This window comes from Acinetobacter sp. NIOH-H-8 (assembly GCF_046635365.1).
Taxonomy (GTDB): Bacteria; Pseudomonadota; Gammaproteobacteria; order Pseudomonadales; family Moraxellaceae; genus Acinetobacter.
This window is the reverse complement of record NZ_JBHDVN010000014.1, coordinates 16,885-35,030: the sequence shown is the minus strand read 5'-3', so window position 1 is coordinate 35,030 and position 18,146 is coordinate 16,885. Positions and strand designations below refer to the sequence as shown.

The following is an 18,146-nucleotide window of genomic DNA, read 5'->3' as shown; positions in this document are numbered from 1 at the left end:
TCATGAGCTTCTTAGGTAAGTTAGGTCCAGATGCAATTCCGTACGATCCAATCGTACTGGTAACTGTTGCAATGATGATCTTAGGTGGTATCGCAGTTGTTGCAGGTATTACCTACTTCAAAAAATGGGGCTACCTGTGGAACGAATGGTTCACATCTGTAGACCATAAAAAAATTGGTATCATGTATATCTTTGTATCAGTGATCATGCTGGTACGTGGTTTCGCCGATGCGATCATGATGCGTCTTCAGCAGTTCCTTGCAAAAGGTGGCGGCGAAGGCTACTTGCACCCAGAACACTATGACCAGATCTTCACCGCACACGGTGTGATCATGATCTTCTTCGTGGCAATGGGTCTTGTTGTTGGTTTAATGAACATCTCTGTACCGCTTCAAATCGGTGCACGTGACGTTGCATTCCCATTATTGAACTCTCTAAGTTTCTGGCTGTTCGCTGGTGCTGCGGGTCTGATGATGGCTTCACTTGCGATTGGTGAATTCGCTGCGACTGGTTGGATGGCTTATCCTCCACTATCAGGCATTGAATACTCTCCTGGCGTCGGTGTGGATTACTACATCTGGGCACTGCAGATTTCAGGTCTGGGTACGCTATTAACGGGTGTTAACTTCTTCGTTACCATCATCAAAATGCGTGCGCCTGGCATGAAACTGATGGAAATGCCAATCTTTACCTGGACATCTTTATGTACAGCAGTATTGATTATCGCAGCATTCCCAGTGTTGACTGCTACTATTGCAATGCTGTCTCTTGACCGTTACTTCGGCTTCCACTTCTTCACAAACGAGCTAGGCGGTAGCCCAATGCTTTATGTGAACTTGATTTGGACTTGGGGTCACCCAGAAGTATACATTCTGGTATTGCCAGCATTTGGTATTTACTCTGAAGTTGTATCGACTTTCGCTCGTAAAGCATTGTTCGGTTACAAATCAATGGTATATGCAACAGTTGCAATTACAGTATTGTCATTCGTTGTATGGGTTCACCACTTCTTTACCATGGGTGCAGGTGCCAACGTTAACGCGTTCTTCGGTATCATGACCATGATTATTGCGATTCCTACTGGTGTGAAAATCTTCTCTTGGTTGTTCACCATGTATAAGGGTCGTATCGTTTACACTACCCCAATGCTATGGACACTTGGCTTCCTTGTGACTTTCGGTATCGGTGGTTTAACAGGTGTATTGATGGCAGTTCCACCAGCGGACTTCCTGGTACACAACTCTTTATTCCTGATCGCTCACTTCCATAACGTAATTATTGGTGGTGTAGTATTCGCGATGTTCGCGGGTATCATCTTCTACTGGCCGAAAATGTTCGGTTGGAGACTGAATGAGACTTGGGGTAAAGCAGCATTCTGGTTCTGGTTCTTTGGTTTCTACTTTGCATTCATGCCACTTTATATCCTTGGTTTCATGGGTATGACTCGTCGTCTGAATACATTTGATAACCCAGACTGGGATCCGTATGTAAACATCGCAATGTTCGGTGCTGTTCTAGTTGCACTTGGTATTGTATGTTTCATCATGCAAATCGTTGTTGGTTTCCTACAACGCGATCAACGTCTAGATTTGACTGGCGATCCATGGGATGGTCGTACGCTTGAATGGGCTACATCTTCTCCTGCTCCGTTCTATAACTTTGCTCATCTTCCAAAGATCAATGGTATTGATACTTTCTGGATCGAGAAAGAAAACGGTGTTGCTTATGCAAAACCTACGAAGTACGAAGATATCCATATGCCGACTAACCGTGCTGCTGGTTTCATTATCGCAATGTTCATCACTGTTATGGGCTTCGCGTTAATCTGGCACATCTGGTGGTTAGTAGCGGTTACTTTCGTAGCAGCTATCATCAGCTTCATCGTGTCTTCTTTCACCAAGAAAGTGGATTACTATGTTCCTGCTGCTGAAGTTGAGCGTATTGAAGGTGAACGTTATGCGATCCTTGAAAAACACTTGAAGAAGGACTAAGACCATGGCTGAAGTACTTCATCACGATAACCACGGACACGATGAGCATCATCATCACGATGATACCGACATCACTGTCTTTGGTTTCTGGACTTACTTGATGAGTGACCTTATCCTTTTCGGTACACTCTTCATTGCATTCGCTGTTTTAAGTAGCCACGTTCCATTAGGCACTCCAAGCGCGCGTGATCTGTTTGGTGATTCATTAGGTTTCGTTTTAACTGAAACGTTTGCCCTTTTGATCTCTTCCGTAACTTTTGGTTTTGCCGTTCTAGCTGCCTACAAGAAAAACGTTGGTCAGGTTCTTACCTGGTTAGCGATCACTTGGTTATTTGGTGCTGCCTTCATCGGTATGGAACTTTATGAGTTCAATCATTTAGTTCATGCTGGTCATGGCCCTAGCACTTCTGCGTTCCTGTCTTCGTTCTTTACGTTGGTAGGTACGCACGGTATCCACGTGACTTCAGGTTTGGTATGGATGATCGTGTTAATGATTCAAATCAAGAAATATGGTTTGACTCTACCTAACACTCGTCGTCTTGCGTGCCTAAGCTTGTTCTGGCACTTCCTTGACATCGTATGGATCTGTGTATTCAGTGTAGTTTACTTGATGGGAGTTCTATAATGAGTCATGATCATAACGCTGCTGGCGAATCACACGGTAACATGAAGCAATATACTGTTGGCTTCATCCTGTCTGTTGTCCTTACTGTAATTCCATTCGGTATGGTCATGGCAGGTGGTTTTAGCCGCGGTATCTTGATTACTGCTATTGCAATTACTGCAGTCGCTCAGATTCTTGTGCAATTAATTTACTTCTTGCACATGAACTCTTCTTCAGAGCAACGCTGGAACGTAATTGCATTTGTGTATACCATCTTAACCATCGCTATTCTTTTAGTGGGTTCTGTATGGATCATGAACTACCTGCACTACAACATGATGATCTAAACTGGTTGTCATGCTGAAAAAGTATTTATTCCTGACTAAGCCAGGAATTCTCTTCGGTAACTTTGTTACCACTTTGGGTGGCTACTTCGTAGCCACTCAAGGTTCTGTAGATTTCCTTCTCCTGCTTCTTACTCTTATTGGTACTACTCTCGTAGTGGCATCAGGATGCGTGGTCAATAACGTTATTGATCAGGACATCGACCAAAAAATGCAGCGCACGCAAAATCGCGCACTTGTCAAAAAAACTATTTCTGTACCTGTTGCTCTCACCTTTGCTTTTGTACTAGGTGTGATCGGTTTTGGCATTTTATGGTTCTGGGTAAATGCATACGCTTTCCTATTCGCAGTTATTGGTTTTGTCGTATACGTTGGTTTTTACAGCTTATGGACAAAACGAACAACTATTCACCAAACACTGGTAGGCAGTATTTCTGGTGCAGCACCGCCTGTGATCGGTTATACCGCAGTTGCAAGCCAGTTTGACCTGGGTGCCCTTTTAATTTTTCTAGGGTATGCACTCTGGCAAATGCCCCATTCATGGGGAATTGCAGTCTATCGTTTTGAAGATTACAAAAATGCAGGCATTCCAATTCTGCCTGTCGCCCGTTCAATTCGACGTACCAAGATCGAATCTTTGATCTACGTGATATTGTTCGGAATTACCATGAATGCTTTATTTGTTTATGGTTATGCAAACTGGATCTATCTGGTGGTATTAAATCTGATGACGCTTTACTGGATCTATCTCAGTATTCAGGGCTTTAAAGCTGAAGATAATCAGGCATGGGCAAAACAGTATTTCATGTTCTCGGTCAAACTAATTACCGTGATCAGTATTATTTTCAGTTTTACTTCTACCGCCCCGCAGAATCCAATCATATTTTTTTAAGAAGATAGAGTTTTACTCTATCTTTTTTATTTCTTCTACTAAATACATAATCCCTTCCGAGCTTACTTAAAGTAACTTTGTTTCCTTTAGAAACTTAACTCTTGTAAATTTTTTATTTGTTTCCATACGTGCTCAAACATTCATCATCTGGCAAGATTTGCTTGTATTTCAGCCCCAAAACCACTAAACTTCACGCTTCGCATATTATGCGACACAACCAAGGTTGTGACTCCTTGCTTCAATTTCACTTAAATTGGGGCTGTTTAAACCGTAAGGAGCTGACAATGCGTCACTACGAAATCGTACTATTGGTACATCCAGACCAAAGCGATCAAGTTGTGGGTATGGTAGAACGTTACCTGACTCACATCAAAGAAGCTGAAGGTCAAATCCACCGTCTTGAAGACTGGGGCCGTCGTCAATTGGCTTACCCAATCAACAAGATCCACAAAGCTCACTACATTCTGATGAATGTTGAGTGTGGTCAAACTACTCTTGATGAGCTAGAAGAATTGTTCCGTTATAACGATGCAATCATTCGTAGCCTTATCATCCGTCGTGAAAACGCTATCACTGAAGAGTCACTATTGGCTAAGAGTGCTGAAGAAAAACGTGCGCGTAAAGCTCAACGTGAAGAAGCACAACAAGCTCAAGACTCTGCTGAAGCATAAGGAGAACCTAACATGGCACGTTTTTACCGTCGTCGCAAGTTCTGCCGCTTTACAGCTGAGAACGTTACGTACATCGACTACAAAGATATCGACACTTTAAAACAGTACATCACTGAAAACGGCAAGATTGTTCCTAGCCGTATTACAGGTACTAAAGCTCGTTACCAACGTCAGCTAGCACTTGCTATCAAACAAGCTCGCTACTTGTCTTTGATCCCTTACACTGACAATCATAAGTGAGGTTGAGCTGTGGATATTATCTTATTACAACGCATTAAAAACCTTGGTAAACTTGGTGATAAAGTTTCAGTTAAAGCTGGTTACGGCCGTAACTACTTGATCCCTCAAGGTAAAGCAGTTGCAGCTACTGAAGCTAACACTGCTGCTTTTGAAGCTCGTCGTGCTGAACTTGAGAAACAAGAAGCTGAAGTATTAGCTGCTGCTCAAGCACGTGCTGACCAATTGAACGAAGTAAACATCGTAATCACTGCGAAAGCTGGTGATGAAGGTAAACTGTTCGGTTCAATCGGTACTCGTGACATCGCTGACGCGTTGACAAATGCTGGTCTTACAGTTGACCGTGCTGAAGTTCGTCTTCCAAATGGTGCACTTCGCAACACTGGTGAATTCAACATCGCAATCCAATTGCACCATGATGTTGCTGCAGAAGTTCTGGTTACTATCGTAGCTGAGTAATTTCTCACCGAAAAAAGGGCATGCTTTGGCATGCTCTTTTTTTATCTCTAAAAAATATAATCTGCTCAACAGTAGAAAATTCAATTTATTCTTCGCGTTCACAAAAAATTGCACTTCGCATTTTGGATCAGACCGCGTATCATTTCATCTCGTAGTGAATAAACCCTATTCATCTCCGACAATATTTAACCATTGTATTTAAAATCAGGGATTTATATGTCACAGGCGAATGCCAGCAAAAAGGCACCTACCGCTAAACCAGAAATTGTTGCTGATACCCAACTTAAGGAGTTCCGTACTCCCCCGCACAATTTAGCGATTGAACAGGCTGTACTTGCTGCCCTTATGACTGTGGCTGAATCTTTTGAACAAGTCGGCGATGTGCTGACTGAAAATGATTTTTATGCGACCCGGCATAAATATATCTTCCGTGCCATTGAACAGCTTTCTAAGGAAAATTCGCCTTATGATGCAGTACTGGTTCATGACTGGCTGATCAAGCAGAACTTACTCGATGCTGTCGGTGGTGAAGAATATTTAATGCAGCTAATGGCTGACTCGCCTTCAAGTTTCTACAACCTGGAAACCTATGCCGGCAAAATTAAAGAGTTCTCTACTTTACGTAGCATGATCAAGGTCAGCTCTGAAATTTTACAGAATGCCTATGACACTAAAGGTCGCCCGGTCAGTGAAATTCTGGATTTGGCTGAAACTAATATTTTTTCGATTGCCGAACAACATAATAACAATGCCAAGGCTCAAGGCCCGAAAGCAATTAATACCGTGGTAGCTGACGTATTCGACAAGTTAAATGAACTGTCTCAATTAGAAGGTTCAATTACCGGTCTGACCACCGGTTTCGTGGAACTGGACAATAAAACTTCCGGTATGCAGGCCGGTGATTTGATTATTGTCGCAGCCCGTCCTTCTATGGGTAAAACCACCTTTGCCATGAATTTGGTCGAAAGTGTGCTGTTTAACAACAACCTCCCTGCGCTGGTCTATTCGATGGAAATGCCAGCGGATTCGATTGCGATGCGTTTGATTTCATCTTTCGGCCGAGTGCATCAAGGGCATTTACGTGCCGGTAAAATGGACAGTGATGAATGGTCTAAGGTAACCAGTACCATTGTACATTTACAGGAAAAGCATCTTTATATCGATGACTCCTCTGCACTACCACCGACTGAGGTTCGTGCGCGTGCGCGTCGTATTGCTAAAATGCATGGTGGTAAACTCGGTTGTATCATGGTCGATTATCTTCAGTTGATGAAAGTGCCGGGTATGGGTGATAACCGTGTAGGCGAGATCTCGGAGATTTCTCGCAGCTTAAAAGCCTTGGCTAAAGAAATGCAATGTCCTGTGATTGCCTTATCACAGTTGAACCGTTCTCTGGAGAACCGTCCAAATAAACGCCCGGTAATGTCTGACCTTCGTGAATCTGGTGCGATCGAGCAGGATGCCGATTTGATCATGTTTATTTACCGTGACGAGGTTTATAACAAGGAATCCAAAGAAGCTGGTACTGCCGAGATTATTATTGGAAAACAGCGTAATGGTCCAATTGGTACAGTTCGTCTGGCATTTGAAGGTCAATATACCCGTTTCAGTAACCTCTCTCCTGAGTTCTATGCCCAGTATGATGATGAAGAGTAAGTATTCAAGTTTGATCTGAGTGTAGAAAAGAGGCCGAAATGGTCTCTTTTTTATTTAGAATGCTTGCTGTGCATGAAATTATATAAATGAGCATGTCCATTTATAGTAGATAGGTCTACAATATTCACAATTTTGAAATGACCGCTTTTGTTTTCACAATCCTGTTATTTCTCTCCCTCTTTTGTGTGTTCCACACGATATTATTTTTGTCATCCCGCAGGAGTATCTAGGGTGCGCCAAGCTACAGTTTATATTGACAGTGAAGCACTGCAATATAATTTAAACCGTGTCAAACAACTTGCCCCAACCGCTAAAATCGTCAGCATGGTCAAAGCCAATGCTTACGGACATGGAATTAAAGACTGCTTAGCAGCCTTAAAAGATAGTGATGCCTTTGGTGTCGCCTGTCTGGAAGAAGCCCTGGAAATTCGTGAACTCGGCTACCAGCAACCCATTACCCTAATCGAAGGCATTTTCTCTGCAGATGAAATGCAGGTTGTGATCGATCAGAATATTGAAGTCATTGTGCATCATCAGCCACAACTGGACTGGTTACTGGCAAATAAAGAAGCCTATATTGCGAAAGGCCTAAAAGTTTGGGTAAAACTCAACAGCGGTATGAACCGTCTTGGTTTTAAAATTGATGTGATTAAAGATGTGATCAATCAATTAAAAGCAGAAGGTTTTACCTGCGTGCTGGCGATGCACTTTGCCAATGCTGATGCGGAACATCCTCTCAATGAACAGCAAATCCAGCAGTTCTTGGAAGTGAAGAATGACTGCGCACCTTTAATGGGTTCTTGCTGTAACACAGCTGCGATCTATAAATATCCAGAATTGCATTTTGACTTTGTTCGTCCGGGCATCATGCTCTACGGCGCGACTCCATTTGCAGACAAGACTGTACATGATCTAGATCTAAAACCAGTCATGACTTTTACCGCTGAAGTGATTGCATTGAATAATATCAAACCTGGTGAACATGTCGGTTATGGTTCAACTTTTACTGCTGACAAAGACATGACCTTGGCCATTGTTTCTATCGGTTATGGTGACGGTTATCCACGTGCTTTCCCAAAACAGAACCATGTAGCGATTAATGGTCAGCAAACCCGTGTGATTGGCCGTGTGGCAATGGACATGATTGCCATTGATGCAACTGGTCTCAATCTGGAATTGGGTACTGAAGTTGAACTATGGGGCAAATCCCGTCTGGTCGATGATGTGGCTGAAGCGAATGGCACCATTGGTTATGAATTACTTTGCCGTATGTCTGCCCGCCCGGTACGCAAACTAGTTTAAAGAAAAACTAGCCAAAAATAAAAAAGCCCAATATAAATTGGGCTTTTTATACGGTCAGTATTCAAGCTGATTTTTGCTCTTCATTTTCGATTAATGACAGTTCAAGTAATAAAGCATCTACTTGTTCCTGGTTAAAATCATTAGGCGTAAAAACTTCAAATCCCATCTCTTGGCAGAATTGTTGAATGGAACTACGTTTAGAAATGTATTTCATTGACCAGTCGCCGAAAGTACGCTGCTCAATCTCTTTGGTTTCAAATAGTTTAATATTTTTATGGCGTGGATCTTTAGACAGTCTCTCTGTCAGTAAAGCTTTTAAAACCAGACATTCACCTTCCAGGCACTGGAAAAAATGTCCATCAGCAAAATAAAGCCCCCCTGTTATTTGATTAGGATGATTAAAATCACGTGCTTCTTTAAGGATATCCGTTAAATCTTGAAGTAAGTCGGATTTGGACGAGGTACTTTCACTGGCGTAACAAAATTGGTACATGCGGCTAACCTCTATTCTTATCTATGCAATATCGTATAGAAGTTAGCACTGTACACTAAGCAGTCAATTTTTACTAATTCTTATAAAAAAAACTTATTTTCATTTCTATAAATATTATAAGAAATAATCATTCGATGGTGTGGGTAATTCCGCCAGGCCTTTCTTTAAAGTTTCTGACCATTGCCGGCTGATATCCGTAAAATATTCATCGTCTTCAGCAATACGCTTGCCCTTTGGCATCATCAAGCTGTCTTTTTTATAGACAAGTACATCCAGTGGCATTCCGACCGATACATTTGAACGTAAGGTAGAAGCAAAAGAAATCAAAGAACAACGTAATGCCTCATCGAGTGGCATATCATAGGTCAAGGCACGATCCAGAATCGGCTTACCATATTTACTCTCACCAATCTGGAAATATGGCGTATCCCGTGTCGCACAAATAAAATTGCCTTGCGGGTAGATATGATAGAGCTGCATTTCCTGATTTTTAATCTGGCCGCCGACCAGAAAATTACAATAGTAAGTACTTTGTTCTAAACTATCATCCGTCACATTGGCAATTACTTTTTTGAGCGTATTACCCACCAGTTCCGCGACATCAAACATGGTCGGTAAACTCAGGATATTCGGTTCCTGCCTAAGTTCCAGCTGATTTCTGATATGTCCGATCACTGCCTGTGTTGTTGCCAGGTTTCCGGAGGCCTGGAGTACGATAACGCGTTCCCCATCTACCCCAAAGGTATATAATTTTCGAAAAACCGAAATATGATCCACACCAGCATTGGTGCGTGTATCACTGATAAATAGCATACCTTGCTCTAAACGAAGGGCACAACAATACGTCATTTTTTGTCCTTATTAATGAATTAACATCCTAGTACCTGGACGATGGAAGACATGGATTCCACACCGCCTTCTTCTCTTACACCACGTACTGGTGCAACATCCCAATAGTCGCGTCCCACCGCAACATAGACATGCGCACTTGGCGTAAATAACAGATTACTCACATCAAAACAGTACCATGCCTGTTCAATAAATACCTCAGCCCAAGCATGACTCGCCAGATGTGAGGCATTCTGTGCATAAAGATAACCTGAAATATAACGTGATGGTAAACCTAAATGTTTACACATGGCGATAAAAATATGACTGTGATCCTGACAGACGCCCTGACATGCTTCAAAGGCATCAATCGCAGAACCCTGTACCGTAGTACTATTTGATATATAAGGAACGTGTTCGAGTACGGCTTGAGCCAAGCCGATTAAATGTTTACGAGTTAATGCTGGGACATGTCGCTCTGCAAAATCCTTCATCTCTGCATTGCATTTTGTGGCTTCAGTCGGTTGTAAAAACAGATAGGGATTTAAGGAATCATTCAAGCCCTGCTCATGCGCGAGATTTATCTCAACGATGCCTTGTGCCATGATCATCAGGCTATGATAGGATTCACGCTGTGTACTGGTCATCCAGAGATTCTGAAAGGCATCATGCCGAATCACTTTCTGACCCGGTACACTGACATCCCAATAATGCACTTTCTGATGTTCATTGGTGAAAGGCATCATTTTGATGTACTGAATACTGTTCCTCACCTCGGCTGTGTACGTGTATTGCGTTTGGTGATTCACCATCAATTTCATACATCAGCCTCGAACAAGCGATGAATATGATCACTAAACTGGTAAAACTGCTTCAGATCAGGTGCGGCACGTAACTGTGTCCAGTATTGTTTTACACTGCCCCAACCAATCTCACAGAGTGTATCCACAATATAATCAATTTTACATAAGGTACGGGTAGTATCCTCACCGAGACGTAACTGCTGATCAAGCTGTTCCAGACATTGGCCCAGACTGAAAAACAGAAATACATCTGATGATTCTGCTTCCAGAATTTCAGCACAATCTGTCACGACATCGCAGATATAACCGGCATTCTGATCCGCAGTTTTAATCAGTTTCAGTAGTTCGGAATAGGCTTTGCCAGACAATACACCGCGTAATTCCTGAATATTGTCTTTTGCCACATGAAACTGTTGGGTAAATGAAGTCGGTTGGGTACTATCCAGAACCAGCTCATTTAATGAACTGGCATCAAACGCAGGCAAACAGAAAGCATGTGCATAAGCCACAGCGGCTTCATCATCTAAAAATGGAAAATGCGAACATAAAAACTGGGTACGAGATAAATAACGGCCTAACCAAAAAATATGTTGCGCATTGGTATTTAACAAAACCATGACGTTATCCTTCTTTGGAATGTTATGAATGTAAGTTGTCGACTACCCAGGTATCTTTGATCCCGCCGCCTTGCGATGAGTTGACCACCAGTGAGCCTGCCTGCATGGCTACCCGGGTCAGACCACCTGGCACAATTTCAGTGCGGTAAGGTGAGCTCAAGACAAAAGGACGCAGATCAATATGTCGTTCAGCAATACCAAAATTGCTTAAAGTCGGACTGACCGACAAATCCAAAGTTGGCTGCGCAATGTATAAATGCGGCGCAGCTAAAATCTTATCTCTAAAAATATCAATATGCTGTTGAGAGGCTTGGGGCCCAATCAGCATGCCGTAACCGCCAGAACCTTGTGCTTCCTTGACGACCAGCTGATCCAAATTTGTCAACACATAGTCCAGATCTTCCGGATTACGGCATTGGTAGGTTGGAACATTATTTAAAATCGGTTTTTCACCCAAATAAAAATGAATCATTTTATCGACATAAGGATAAATCGATTTATCATCTGCCACACCTGTACCCGGGGCATTTGCGATTACAACATTGTGCTGTAAATATGCGGACATTAAGCCCGGAACACCCAAAGTACTGTCTGATTTAAAGCACAGTGGATCAAGATAGGCGTCGTCGACCCTTCTATAAATAACATCAACCTGTTGACGCCCACGTATCGTTTTTACATAAACCTTCGAGTTTTCAACAAAAAGATCACGTGATGTCACTAAAGGCACATCCATCTCCCTTGCAAGACAAGCGTGTTCATAGTAAGCACTATTGAAACGACCCGGGGTCAAAACCACAATGAATGGATTATCGGTATAAGCATTTTCCGCCAGAATTTCTTTTAAGAGTTTTGGATATTGTTCAATACCGGCAATATTGGATTGCTCAAACACTTTTGGCATTAACTTCTGGCTGATCTTGCGGCATTCCAGCATATAAGACACCCCAGATGGCGTTCTCAGGTTATCTTCCAGTACATAAAATTCACCTTTGGAATCCCGGATAATATCAATCCCGCTAATCTGGCTATAGATACTGCCTTTCAAATGATGCTGGTACATATGTGGCTGATACGCTTCATGGGTGAGCACCTGAAGCTCAGGGACAATATTGGCTTTAAGAATATCCTGCTGATGATAAATATCATGCAGAAACAGGTTTAAGGCTTGAACACGCTGTGCTGAACCGAGTGCCACCATATTCCACTGTTTACGGGCAATCACCCGGGGAATTACATCAAAAGGAATAGTCCGCTCAGTGCCCTGCTCATCGCCGTATACGGTAAATGTAATACCGTCATAGAGAAAATGTTCTTTTGCCACTTCATTTAGCTGATTCAGTTCATCTAATGTATGCTGTGACAGCCATTCTTCAATTCGTTGACCTGCCTGGCTGTTCATCACCTGATGATTACGCATTTCATTGAAAAATTTCGAAGAAATCTCTTGGTATAAAAAATGCGGACTGTGCTTAATTGAAATATTGAGTGCTGTAGTATCTGTAAAATTTTTGCTTAACTCTGCTGCAGTATGATTTTCTACTGTTGTAATAGTATTTGTATCCTGGCTTTCTTTTAGCATACAAACCTCGTCATTGTAATCTATTATAATAAAATCAGAGCAATATCCATGCCATGACATCCGTTTCGAAGTCTGTATTAACCCAGCAAAGTGCCTATTCACTCAATATCATTTTTCACCAAGATGTTTACGGATTGTAGGACAATTGTTGCGCAGAATAACTTGCGAAAAAAATCCAGATTTCTTATTGTGGTAAGCTCATATTTAATTTGTTTCCACTGATTGCCAGTAAAAATACATTATGTCAGCACAAGAAAAAGAAACCTCCAATAGCCTTTACCGCCAATGGCAAATCTTGTCGCGTCTTTCTACCGGCAAATGGATGGGAACCCGTGAACTCCAGGAAATCCTGAATCGTGAAGGGATCGAGATCAGTTTGCGTACCATTCAGCGTGATCTGAACCAGATTGCCCAGCGTTTCCCGATTGAGAGCAGTAAAACCACGCCCCAGGGCTGGCGCTGGCGTTCAGATGCCCCGATTCAAAGCTTACCGCATATGACCAGTTCGCAAGCGGTGACCTTTATGATGGTGGAAGAACATCTGAAACATTTGCTACCACCTAGTCTGATTGAAGAAATGAATCCCTGGTTTGATCTGGCTCGACGCAGCCTGTCTTCACAAAATAACGTACGACAATGGATTAACCGGGTCAGAATCGTGCCAGCTACCCAACCGCTTATTCCGCCTGTCGTTGATAAAACGGCCCAACAGGCGATTTACGAAGGCCTGTTACAGGACAAACAGCTGGAATGTGTTTATCAGGGTCGTGGTCATAATGGCGAAGAGAAAACCTATATTTTAAATCCGCTGGCATTAGTGCAAAAAGGTTCAATTATCTATCTGGTCTGTACCCGTCATGATAAATCGGATATTCAGACCTTTGCCCTGCACCGTTTTAAATCAGCAGAGGTGCTGAATTCTCGTGCCCTACACCCGGTAAATTTTGATATTGATGAATATATTGAATCTGGCGCTTTAGGATTCCGGGTCGATTTTAACCAGCCAACGGAAAATGTATTGCTTCAACTGAGCATGCCTGAATCTGATGCGCACTATTTTGAAGAAAGTCAGCTCAGCAAAGATCAAAAAATTGAAAAAATTGAAAATGGCATAGCCCTGATTAGCGCAACTGTGCCTTTTACCTCACAACTGGTTTGGTGGTTACGAAGTTTTGGCAATAAAATCAAAAATATCGAACCAAAAATAGTGGCAGATGCTGTTTACCAAGTGAATGAAACCGATTCAGTCTCTTCCAAAGAATAAAAAAGTCCCCATTTTGGGGACCTGATCAATTTATCATTTTATTTTTATTATTGCTCTGGTGATCTGTTACTGAGCCGGTCTGCTTTCCTCTTGCCCCAGAAAACAGACCGGATGTGTCACATTAGAAATTAAAGAGTCTGATAACATGAGCAAGCCAGCTCTGCATTATTAAAACGGATCGATTTTTTTGTCATAATTTACACTCCTGCTGTGGGGATAAAAATCACTATAGAGCGCTTAAGCCTGTTTTTGAAATAAAAAGAATGTATGCCTTTTGCACAATTTTTCCATAGAAGATTATTTGGAAAATTTATTATCTATCTTAAAGTCAGGTATAACCACCATCATTCCATTTTCAGCAAGCTTATAAAATTAAAAAACAATTCTATGCTTGTATAAGCCAGGGAGCTCTGCACATTATTAAACGCTATCGTAGTGGAAATAGGGATTTAATTTCATAATGGCTAACCCTGCGCAATTAGTACGACACAAATTACTTAATACTTTCTTTTCACGGCATTCGGTCTGGTTTGCCTGCATCACCATCGCCGTTATTTTTACGATTTTTCATATCGGTTATGAACCGCGCTATATTTATTATTTTATGCCAGCAACTTTGGTGAATACCTTATGGATTGTCAGTATTCTGCTGAGCCTGCTAGGCCTATATGATGTCTTGCAAAACAGACATTCAATCTTAAAAAATTACCCGATTATGGGTCATTTCCGCTTTATCTTTGAAGAATTCCGTCCTGAAATTCGTCAGTATTTTATTGAAGCGGATCGGGATGCTTTGCCATTTTCACGTATGCAGCGCAGTCTGGTGTATCAACGGGCCAAAAATGAAAATTCAGATAAGCCTTTCGGCTCAATCATGAATGTCTATGAAGAAAATTATAAGTTTATTAGCCACTCTCTCACTCCTTGCCGACCTGCTGATCCAGAAACCTTCCGCATTCTGATCGGCAATGAGCAGTGTACGCAGCCTTATTCTTCTTCAATTTTGAATATCTCGGCTATGAGTTTCGGGAGTTTAAGTGCCAATGCGGTTCGGGCTTTGAATCTTGGTGCGCAAAAAGGCAAATTCTTTCATGATACAGGTGAAGGTAGTATCAGCCCTTATCATCTGGAACATGGCGGTGACATTGTCTGGGAAATTGGTAGCGGCTATTTTGGTTGTCGGACCTTAGAGGGTCAGTTTGATCCGGTGAAATTTGCTGAAAAAGCCAAACTTCCTCAGGTAAAGATGATTGAAATCAAGCTTTCACAAGGTGCCAAGCCTGGACATGGGGGGATTTTACCTAAAGCCAAGATTTCAGAAGAAATTGCTCAGATTCGCGGGATTAGCCGTGAACATGACTGTGTCTCACCTTCTGGACATCCGGCGTTTAAAACCCCGATTGAAATGATGAATTTCATTCAACAACTACGTGAGCTTTCTGAAGGTAAGCCAGTCGGATTCAAGCTTTGTCTGGGTCAACCTTGGCAATTTATGAGTATGGTGAAAGCCATGCTACATACCAAAATTTATCCTGATTTTATTGTGGTAGATGGATCTGAGGGCGGTACCGGTGCTGCACCAATTGAATTGATTGACTATATGGGTACTCCTTTAAGAGAAGGTCTTTTGTTTGTGCACAATACCTTGGTCGGTGCAGGATTGAGAGACAAGATTAAAATTGGTGCAAGCGGGAAAATTATCAGTGCCTTTGATATTGCTAGTACCATGGCACTTGGAGCTGACTGGGTTAATTCAGCGCGCGGATTCATGTTTGCAGTCGGATGTATTCAGGCTCAAAGTTGTCATACCAATCAATGCCCTGTGGGAGTCACTACTCAGGATAAAGAGCGTCAAAAAGCCCTGCATGTCCCGACTAAGGCCGAGCGAGTATTTTATTTCCATAAAAATACAATGCATGCCCTGTCTGAGCTAATCGCTTCAGCAGGTTTAAAACATCCTTCTGCTATTAAACCGCATCATCTGGCACAGCGAATCAGCAATCATGAAATCAAGAACTTTGCCCAGATTCATTTCTGGCTTAAAGAAGGTGAATTATTACATTGCGAAAATAAAGATGAGGAAAATTTCTATTTCCGTATGTGGAATATGGCCAAATTGGAAAGTTTTTAGACTTAGAATAAGTGAAATTTAATCGAGTTAGAAAAGAAAAAGGCGTTTACTAAAACGCCTTTTTTTAATTGAGAGTGTCACAGTCTAATAATAGGTCTTACTGCCATGCGCATGTAAAAAGGCTGGAATTAAACCTGTGAGTGCTGCACGGATATCCGCGCGTTCATTAATCAATTGATGTGAACCTTCTTCCAGCATTAACAAAGTTTGCAGGCGGAACTTGCGACGGATAAATTCAATATTATAACGCCAGTCCACTGTCTGATCCTGAGCACCTTGAGCTAACCAGACAGGGATTCGGCAAGCTGGACGTGCTTCCATTTCCAGCATCCAGCGTGACATCGCTAGAATCCAGTCCATGCCCATCATGCGGGGTTGCAAAGGATCTTTAAGTCGGATAAAACGCAGAAATTCAGGATTATGGTTATTACGGCGGAAATGACGCGGTACTTCACGCTTGATCCGGCTAATAATGCCGAGACCGAGCGGATTATGCCACCAGGCAGTTTTAGCTGGACGAATCAACGGTGACAATAACAGCACGCGATCTACAAACGGATTTTCGCGTCGTTCTGCAAATTCGAGCAAATGATGCATCCAGATCGCACCACCGGTACTTTGTCCAATGCCAACCCAAGGTTTAGGTAATTGCTCGGCATGCTTCACATAACGATATACCGCATGCAGAACCTGCTGGTAATGATCAAAATTCTGGATACTGGCAGATGAACCATCACTCAGACCATGCCCCGGCAGATCATAGGTTAGAACGCTAAAACCCTGTTCCAGCAACTCACGTACGATCGGCTGATAAATTCCGCTATGTTCCAGATATCCATGTAATAGAAACGCCGTTCCCTGAATTTTGTCAAAACGGGTATTTTCTAGATTAGGTGTAAATACTTGCACATGCAGTTTAAACAGCGGCATCTGTACATAGCCCTGCCAATGCTTGCAATCCAGTAAATCAAAACCATACAGTCTGCGATAAGACAACAGATCAATAGTGGGCTGGTCATCCCTATTCAGGTTTAAGGGCTGTAAAAGCTGTGGCGTTGTTTCCCTGCTTGGCACAGGTAAATCCAGCTGTTTCAGGATGGTCGGGTTTAAAAACGGAATATCAGACATTAAGGCACCTCCCGACAGTCACTGGAGCCAAACCACATATCGCGGATAGTGGCCAGCATTTCATAATTGGCACGGCGACTATGATCATAATTTTGTCGACTTGGACGCCAACGGGTCAAGGACTTCGGCATCGGTGCTTCCACTGGAATCGTTTGAATACCATTCAGTGCAAACAGACGACGGGTACGCGGCATATGATAACGGTCGGTAATCAGAATCACAGTCGGTGCCCCACCTTTTTTTTGCAATAATAACGAGCTGAAACGGGTATTTTCACAGGTATTCATGCTGCGGTCTTCAAGCAATTTGGCATCGACATTGTAATTTTGTAACCAGCGCTGCATATACGGCGCTTCCACACCACTCAATACGATCGGTAACTGATACTGTTTTTCAACTGCGAGTGTGGTTTCCAGACGCAAACGCGTATAGTCATTGACCACAATATCCTTACCATTTTCATGTAAAGTTAAACCACCACCTAAGACCACAATGGCATAAGGTTTAGACTGATTGACCGGTTTCTGTTGCTGCTGTTCCTGCAGTAAAGCCAGATCTTCCTTGATTTCCTCTTTCGCTGTGACCTGTACGGCACTCGCTTCTTCATCTTCCAGAGGATGAGTCGTTAAGAATTCAACATATTGTTCAATCCGTTCCTTGTTTTCATTACTATCCCATTCCAGCAGTTCGCGGACCTTCTGAGTCGGGTCAACGGCTTCCACAGGTTCTTGCTGGGACAATAAAGGCACTTGTGCAGGTTGGTTCTGTTCTGCTTTTTCTTCCTGCTGTTCACGCTGATGTTCTTCAATCATCTGTTGCAGTATCTTGTAGCGTGCCTGAATCAGCATCAGATTGGACGAATGATTTTTCTGGATATCCTGCTCCATCACACGCAAATAAGCCTGACGGGCAATCCACTGATCAGAACCTGGTTCAAGCGTATCATCTTCACTCAAGGAAGCCATTTTCTGGCTTTGTGCTGCAACTTCGTTAATTTCAAAGGACACAAATCGATTGAGTCCCTTAACCACAAGCTGCGAATAAAATGGCGAATAGATCAACATCACCAGACAGCCGAAAAATACAAACAGTCCTGCGACGATTTGTACTAAACGGACCATCCAATGGGTGTTTTTCATATACG

At 42.5% G+C, this 18,146-nt stretch carries 18 protein-coding genes; 11 read left to right on the top strand and 7 right to left on the bottom strand.

Translation table 11 applies throughout. The annotated features are described in order from the left end of the window. The first annotated feature begins 2 nt into the window (after window positions 1-2). The 9 genes from cyoB to alr all read left to right on the top strand — a co-directional run bounded on the left by cyoB (window position 3) and on the right by alr (window position 8,156). Window positions 3-1,991, top strand: coding sequence for a cytochrome o ubiquinol oxidase subunit I (gene cyoB, locus ACEWB7_RS07840; protein WP_166134966.1), 1,989 nt, complete (start codon window positions 3-5; stop codon window positions 1,989-1,991). Between the two features lie 4 nt (window positions 1,992-1,995). Next, the gene (cyoC, locus tag ACEWB7_RS07835) at window positions 1,996-2,616 is read left to right on the top strand and encodes a cytochrome o ubiquinol oxidase subunit III (protein ID WP_004783873.1); all 621 of its coding nucleotides are present in this window, start codon (window positions 1,996-1,998) and stop codon (window positions 2,614-2,616) included. Then, on the top strand, window positions 2,613-2,942 hold the full coding sequence (locus tag ACEWB7_RS07830) for a cytochrome o ubiquinol oxidase subunit IV (protein ID WP_171064814.1): 330 nt from the start codon (window positions 2,613-2,615) through the stop codon (window positions 2,940-2,942). Before cyoC ends, ACEWB7_RS07830 begins: the two co-directional genes overlap by 4 nt. A gap of 10 nt (window positions 2,943-2,952) precedes the next feature. After that, window positions 2,953-3,831: a heme o synthase gene (gene cyoE, locus ACEWB7_RS07825; protein WP_179992465.1), complete on the top strand. Its 879-nt coding sequence runs from the start codon at window positions 2,953-2,955 to the stop codon at window positions 3,829-3,831. A 284-nt stretch (window positions 3,832-4,115) separates the two neighbouring features. Next, window positions 4,116-4,502: a 30S ribosomal protein S6 gene (gene rpsF / locus ACEWB7_RS07820; RefSeq protein ID WP_004696436.1), complete on the top strand. Its 387-nt coding sequence runs from the start codon at window positions 4,116-4,118 to the stop codon at window positions 4,500-4,502. Between the two features lie 12 nt (window positions 4,503-4,514). Next, entirely contained in the window at window positions 4,515-4,742 is a 228-nt protein-coding gene (gene rpsR, locus ACEWB7_RS07815) for a 30S ribosomal protein S18 (RefSeq protein ID WP_004278792.1), read from the top strand. 9 nt (window positions 4,743-4,751) lie between these two features. Continuing rightward, entirely contained in the window at window positions 4,752-5,198 is a 447-nt protein-coding gene (gene rplI, locus ACEWB7_RS07810; RefSeq protein ID WP_004783880.1) for a 50S ribosomal protein L9, read from the top strand. Window positions 5,199-5,414: 216 nt separating this feature from the next. Beyond that, on the top strand, window positions 5,415-6,854 hold the full coding sequence (gene dnaB / locus ACEWB7_RS07805; RefSeq protein ID WP_004783882.1) for a replicative DNA helicase: 1,440 nt from the start codon (window positions 5,415-5,417) through the stop codon (window positions 6,852-6,854). A gap of 231 nt (window positions 6,855-7,085) precedes the next feature. Further along, on the top strand, window positions 7,086-8,156 hold the full coding sequence (gene alr / locus ACEWB7_RS07800) for an alanine racemase (RefSeq protein ID WP_312308796.1): 1,071 nt from the start codon (window positions 7,086-7,088) through the stop codon (window positions 8,154-8,156). Between the two features lie 61 nt (window positions 8,157-8,217). Here alr and ACEWB7_RS07795 read toward each other — a convergent pair whose 3' ends face one another. The 5 genes from ACEWB7_RS07795 to ACEWB7_RS07775 form a co-directional block, all read right to left on the bottom strand. Beyond that, window positions 8,218-8,649: a BLUF domain-containing protein gene (locus tag ACEWB7_RS07795; protein ID WP_312308795.1), complete on the bottom strand. Its 432-nt coding sequence runs from the start codon at window positions 8,647-8,649 to the stop codon at window positions 8,218-8,220. 114 nt (window positions 8,650-8,763) lie between these two features. Further along, the gene (locus ACEWB7_RS07790) at window positions 8,764-9,498 is read right to left on the bottom strand and encodes a proteasome-type protease (protein ID WP_004783888.1); all 735 of its coding nucleotides are present in this window, start codon (window positions 9,496-9,498) and stop codon (window positions 8,764-8,766) included. 20 nt (window positions 9,499-9,518) lie between these two features. Continuing rightward, the gene (locus tag ACEWB7_RS07785; protein WP_312308793.1) at window positions 9,519-10,298 is read right to left on the bottom strand and encodes a transglutaminase family protein; all 780 of its coding nucleotides are present in this window, start codon (window positions 10,296-10,298) and stop codon (window positions 9,519-9,521) included. Further along, on the bottom strand, window positions 10,295-10,897 hold the full coding sequence (locus ACEWB7_RS07780; RefSeq protein WP_312308791.1) for an alpha-E domain-containing protein: 603 nt from the start codon (window positions 10,895-10,897) through the stop codon (window positions 10,295-10,297). The genes ACEWB7_RS07785 and ACEWB7_RS07780 overlap by 4 nt, the downstream gene beginning before the upstream one ends. Window positions 10,898-10,919: 22 nt before the next feature. Then, on the bottom strand, window positions 10,920-12,479 hold the full coding sequence (locus ACEWB7_RS07775) for a circularly permuted type 2 ATP-grasp protein (RefSeq protein WP_312308789.1): 1,560 nt from the start codon (window positions 12,477-12,479) through the stop codon (window positions 10,920-10,922). Between the two features lie 241 nt (window positions 12,480-12,720). Here ACEWB7_RS07775 and ACEWB7_RS07770 point away from each other — a divergent pair, with 241 nt between their 5' ends. Beyond that, window positions 12,721-13,743, top strand: coding sequence for a helix-turn-helix transcriptional regulator (locus tag ACEWB7_RS07770; protein ID WP_166134987.1), 1,023 nt, complete (start codon window positions 12,721-12,723; stop codon window positions 13,741-13,743). Window positions 13,744-14,203: 460 nt separating this feature from the next. After that, the gene (locus tag ACEWB7_RS07765) at window positions 14,204-15,874 is read left to right on the top strand and encodes an FMN-binding glutamate synthase family protein (protein WP_125278993.1); all 1,671 of its coding nucleotides are present in this window, start codon (window positions 14,204-14,206) and stop codon (window positions 15,872-15,874) included. Window positions 15,875-15,958: 84 nt separating this feature from the next. Here the strand turns inward: ACEWB7_RS07765 and ACEWB7_RS07760 are convergent, their stop codons facing one another. Then, window positions 15,959-17,002 (bottom strand): alpha/beta hydrolase, encoded by a 1,044-nt coding sequence (locus ACEWB7_RS07760; RefSeq protein WP_005236036.1) that lies wholly within the window; start codon window positions 17,000-17,002, stop codon window positions 15,959-15,961. Further along, window positions 17,002-18,141, bottom strand: a complete 1,140-nt coding sequence (locus ACEWB7_RS07755; protein ID WP_125278994.1) for a YdcF family protein — start codon at window positions 18,139-18,141, stop codon at window positions 17,002-17,004. The genes ACEWB7_RS07760 and ACEWB7_RS07755 overlap by 1 nt, the downstream gene beginning before the upstream one ends. Window positions 18,142-18,146 lie beyond the last annotated feature (5 nt).